Genomic DNA, 4,656 nt, shown 5'->3' on the forward strand with positions numbered 1-4,656 from the left:
TGACGTGTTGGCGCACCGGCGGCGGACCCGCGGGTTGGTCGCCACCTCCATCGCCTGGGGCAGTTGGGGTGGCGGCGGCATGGCCGGCGGCGAGGCCGCCGCCCACCTGCGCCGACAGGGCACCCCGCCGATGGACCCCGGGCTTGCTGTCCAGGCGCTACGGCAGGCCCTCGACCACGATGAGAGTCACCTCGTCGTCGCCGACATCGACTGGGACCGGTTCGCCCCGATCTACACCCTGGCCCGGCCACGGCCGCTGCTCGCCGCGCTCCCCGACGCCCACCCGATAATCGAACCGGCCGCCCCGGTCGCCACCACCGTCGACCTCGCCGGGCGGCTCGCCGCGATGCCGGCACCGGACCGTCTGGACACCGTCATCGCGCTGGTCCGCGACCAGGTCGCCGCAGTACTCGGGTACGCCTCCGGCGCGGACGTCGAACCGGAGCGGGCGTTCAAGGAAGCCGGCTTCGACTCGTTGACCGCCGTCGAGCTCCGGAACCAACTCGCCTCGGAGACCGCGCTGCGGCTGCCCGCCACGCTGGTCTTCGACTACCCGACCCCGGTCGAACTGGCCCGGCACCTGCTCACGGAGCTGGTGCCCGCCGATGCGGGGGGCGTCAGCCTACTCGACGACCTTGACCGACTCCAGGCAGCATTGTCCATGATGGACGCTAAGACGGTGGCGGCCCTCGACGAGAACCTCCGTGCCGGGGTGGGGGAGCGGCTCAGGGCCCTGCTGGCGACCTGGACCGCTGATCAACGCCCGGCCGAGGTCGTCAGCGTGACCGAGGACCTCGACAACGCCTCCGACGACGACCTCTTCGAATTCATCGACAGCAAGTTCGGCACCTCATGATCCGTCCGCTGTGCCGGCCCCGTCCACGAATGGGTTCCTGATGTCCAACGAACAGAAGCTTCGTGACTACCTGCGGCGGGTAACGGCCGACCTGCACGAGACCAGCGAGCGGCTCCGCGACATGGAGGAGCGCGCCGCCGAGCCCATCGCCATCGTCGGCATGGGCTGTCGCTACCCGGGCGGGGTGGATTCCCCCGAGGCGCTGTGGGACCTCGTCGCGGCCGGCACCGACGCCATCGCTGGCATGCCCACCGACCGGGGCTGGGACCTCGACCGGCTCTACGACCCGGACCCGGAGCATCCGGGCACCAGCTACACCCGGCACGGCGGCTTCCTCTATGACGCCGCCGACTTCGACCCGACGTTCTTCGGTATCTCGCCCCGTGAGGCTGCCGAGATGGACCCGCAGCAGCGGCTGTTCCTGGAAACGTCCTGGGAGGCGCTGGAGCGGGCCGGCATCGACCCGCTGGCGCTCAAGGGTAGCCCCACCGCCGTGTTTACCGGCGTTGCCTACCACGACTACCCGAACAGCTGGGGCGCCGGCAGCATCGTCTCCGGCCGGCTGTCCTACACCCTCGGCCTGGAAGGCCCGGCGGTCACCGTCGACACCGGCTGCTCGTCCTCACTGGTCGCTCTGCACTGGGCCTGCCAGTCGCTGCGGTCCGGGGAGGCCTCCCTCGCCGTCGCCGGTGGCGTCACCGTGATCGGCACCCCCGACGCCTTCGTCGAGTTCTCCCGGCAACGGGCGCTGTCCTTCGACGGCCGATGTAAGTCGTTCGCCGACGGCGCCGACGGCACCGGCTGGGCCGAGGGCTCCGGTGTGCTGGTGCTGGAGCGGCTCTCCGACGCCCGGCGTGACGGCCATCCTGTCCTCGCCGTCATCCGGGGCTCCGCGACCAACCAGGACGGCGCGTCCAACGGGCTCACCGCTCCGAACGGCCCCTCCCAGCGGCGGGTCATCCGGGCCGCGCTGGCCAACGCCCGGCTGTCCGCGCAGGACATCGACGCGGTCGAGGCACACGGCACGGGCACGCGGCTCGGCGACCCGATCGAGGCGCAGGCGCTCTTCGCCACGTACGGCAAGGACCGTGCCGCCGACCGGCCACTCTGGCTCGGTTCGCTTAAGTCCAATATCGGTCACGCACAGGCCGCTGCCGGAGTCGGCGGGGTGATCAAGATGGTGCAGGCGATGCGGCACGGCGTGCTACCCCGCACCCTGCACGTTGACCAGCCCAGCAGTGAGATTGACTGGTCTCCGGGCACGGTGCGCCTGCTGACCGAGCCGCTTGACTGGCCGCAGACCTCTCGGGCCCGCCGCTGCGCGGTCTCCTCCTTCGGCATCAGCGGCACCAACGCCCACGTCGTGTTGGAGGAGGCGCCCCCGGCCGAGGAGGACGAGCAGCCGGCCGCCCCGGCGGTACTGCCGTGGGTGCTCTCCGGACACACCGACCGGGCACTGCCCGCCCAGGCCGAGCAACTGCTCTCCCACCTGGACCACGAGCAGGCCGACCTCGTCTCGGTGGGCCGTACGTTGGCCGGCCGGGCCCGACTCGACCACCGGGCGGTGGCGCTTGGTGAGGACCTGCCCCGGCTGCGCGCCGCGCTCGCCGCGGTCGCCGCCGGCCAGCCGTCTCCGACCGCGGTCACCGGCACCGCCGACGCCGCCGGCCGGGTCGTCTTCGTCTTCCCTGGTCAGGGCACCCAGTGGGCCGGCATGGCCGCCGCCCTGCTGGATTCCTCGCCCGTCTTCGCCGAGCAGATGCGGCGCTGCGCCACCGAGTTGCGCGCCTACGTCGACTGGGACCTGCTCGACGTGGTGCGCGGCGTACCCGGCGCGACCTCCCTGGAGTGGGTGGACGTCGTCCAACCCGCCCTCTGGGCGATGATGGTCTCCCTCGCCGCCACCTGGCGCGCGTACGGCGTCGAACCGGACGCGGTGGTCGGTCACTCGCAGGGCGAGATCGCCGCCGCCTGTGTGGCTGGGTCGCTCTCCCTCGCTGATGGGGCGCGGGTGGTCGCCCTGCGCAGCCGCGCCATCGGTGCGGAGCTGGCCGGTCGTGGTGGGATGGTCTCTGTCGGGCTCTCCGCCGACCAGGCGCAGGAACGGATCGCTCAGTGGGCGGGGGACATCTCCCTCGCGGTGGTCAACGGCACCGGCTCGGTGGTGGTCTCCGGTACCCCGCAGGCGCTGCGTGAACTCGTCGCCGCGCTTACCGAGGAGGGGGTGCGGGTCAAGGAGGTGGCCGTTGACTACGCCTCCCACTCGGCGCAGGTGGAGGCGCTGGAACACCGGCTGTTGGAGGACCTGGCAACGATCAACCCCCGTACCGGGACGATCCGGATGTTCTCCACGGTCACCGGCGACTGGATCGACCCGGCCACCCTCGACGCCCGCTACTGGTACGAGAACCTGCGCAACACGGTCCGGTTCGACCCGGCGATTCGCACGCTCGCCGAACAGGGGTGGACCGCGTATGTGGAGGTCAGCCCACATCCCGTGCTCGGCATGGGGATGCAGGAGACGCTGGAGTCGGTGGACCGCCCGGTGGTGGTCACCGGCACCCTGCGACGCGACGACGGCGGCTTGGACCGGATGCTCACCTCACTGGCCGAGCTGCACGTGCGCGGCGTCGACGTGGACTGGGCCACCGCCCTGCCCGGCGCCCGCCGGGCGGAGCTGCCCACCTACGCCTTCCAACACCAGCGCTACTGGATCGAGCCGACCGCCGCCCCGACCGTCACCGGAGCCGATGCCGGATTCTGGGACGCCGTCGAACGCGCCGATGTTGACGCCCTCGCCGACGGTCTCGCCGTCAACGCCGAGATTGTCGGCGAGGTGCTGCCCGGCCTGACGTCGTGGCGGTCCCGGCAGAACGCCTCCGCCACGGTGGACGGCTGGCGGTATCGGGTGGTGTGGCGCTCCACCGACCTGCCCGCCGGCGGGGAGTTGACCGGTGCCTGGTGGCTCGTCGTACCGGCGACGTTGACCGACGACGCACGGGTACGGGCCGTCACCGACGGCTTGGCCGCCCGGGGCGCCGAGGTGGTCACGGTCACCGGCGTTGGGCTGCCGGCCGGGGAACACCCGGCCGGGGTGGTGTCCCTGCTCGCCCTCGACGGTACCCCGGACGACACCGACGCCGGCCTCTCCGCCGGCGTCACCGCCACCGTGTCGCTGGTACACGCCCTGGCTGCCGCCGATTTCACCGGCCGGCTGTGGTGCGTCACCTCCGGTGGCGTCGGCGTCGATCGGTTCGAGGACCTGCCGCACCCCGCGCAGGGCGCCCTCTGGGGTCTGGGTACTGTGCTCTCCCTCGACTACCCCGACTGGTGGGGTGGCCTGGTCGACCTGCCCACGGACTGGACCGACGTCCACGTTGAGCGGCTCGTGGACGCGTTCGCCGATGGGGGCGAGGATCAGGTCGCTGTCCGTACCGCCGGAGTCTTGGCCCGGCGGATGGTCCGTTGGCCCGCCACTGGCACCCCTGACCGGCGCTGGCGGCCTACCGGCACCGTCCTGGTGACCGGCGGCACTGGTGGTGTCGGTGAACATCTCGCCGAGTGGTTGCTCGCCGATGGCGCGGATCGGGTGGTGCTGGCCAGCCGGCGGGGATTGGACGCTCCGGGCGCGGCCGACCTGGTGGCTCGGCACCGCGGCGTCGATGTCGTCGTCTGTGATGTGGCTGATCGCGCTGCGGTCGCTGCGTTGTTGGCCGATCTGGGTGAGGACCTGACCGCGGTCTTCCACGCTGCCGGCGTGTTGCGTCCGGAGGTGCCGTTGGGTGAGACCGGTCTCGATG

Annotated in this window: 2 protein-coding genes; both read left to right on the forward strand. The window is 72.0% G+C overall.

Annotation, left to right across the window (positions count from 1 at the left end; translation table 11 throughout):
* Positions 1 to 856: phosphopantetheine-binding protein (locus B118_RS29250; RefSeq protein WP_043542040.1), on the forward strand; the 856-nt coding region annotated here is incomplete at its 5' end.
* Positions 857 to 896: 40 nt separating this feature from the next.
* A partial coding sequence (locus tag B118_RS0124570) for a type I polyketide synthase (protein ID WP_033669944.1) occupies positions 897 to 4,656 on the forward strand: 3,760 nt, incomplete at its 3' end.

The organism is Salinispora pacifica CNR114, assembly GCF_000514775.1.
Classification (GTDB): Bacteria; Actinomycetota; Actinomycetes; order Mycobacteriales; family Micromonosporaceae; genus Micromonospora; species Micromonospora pacifica.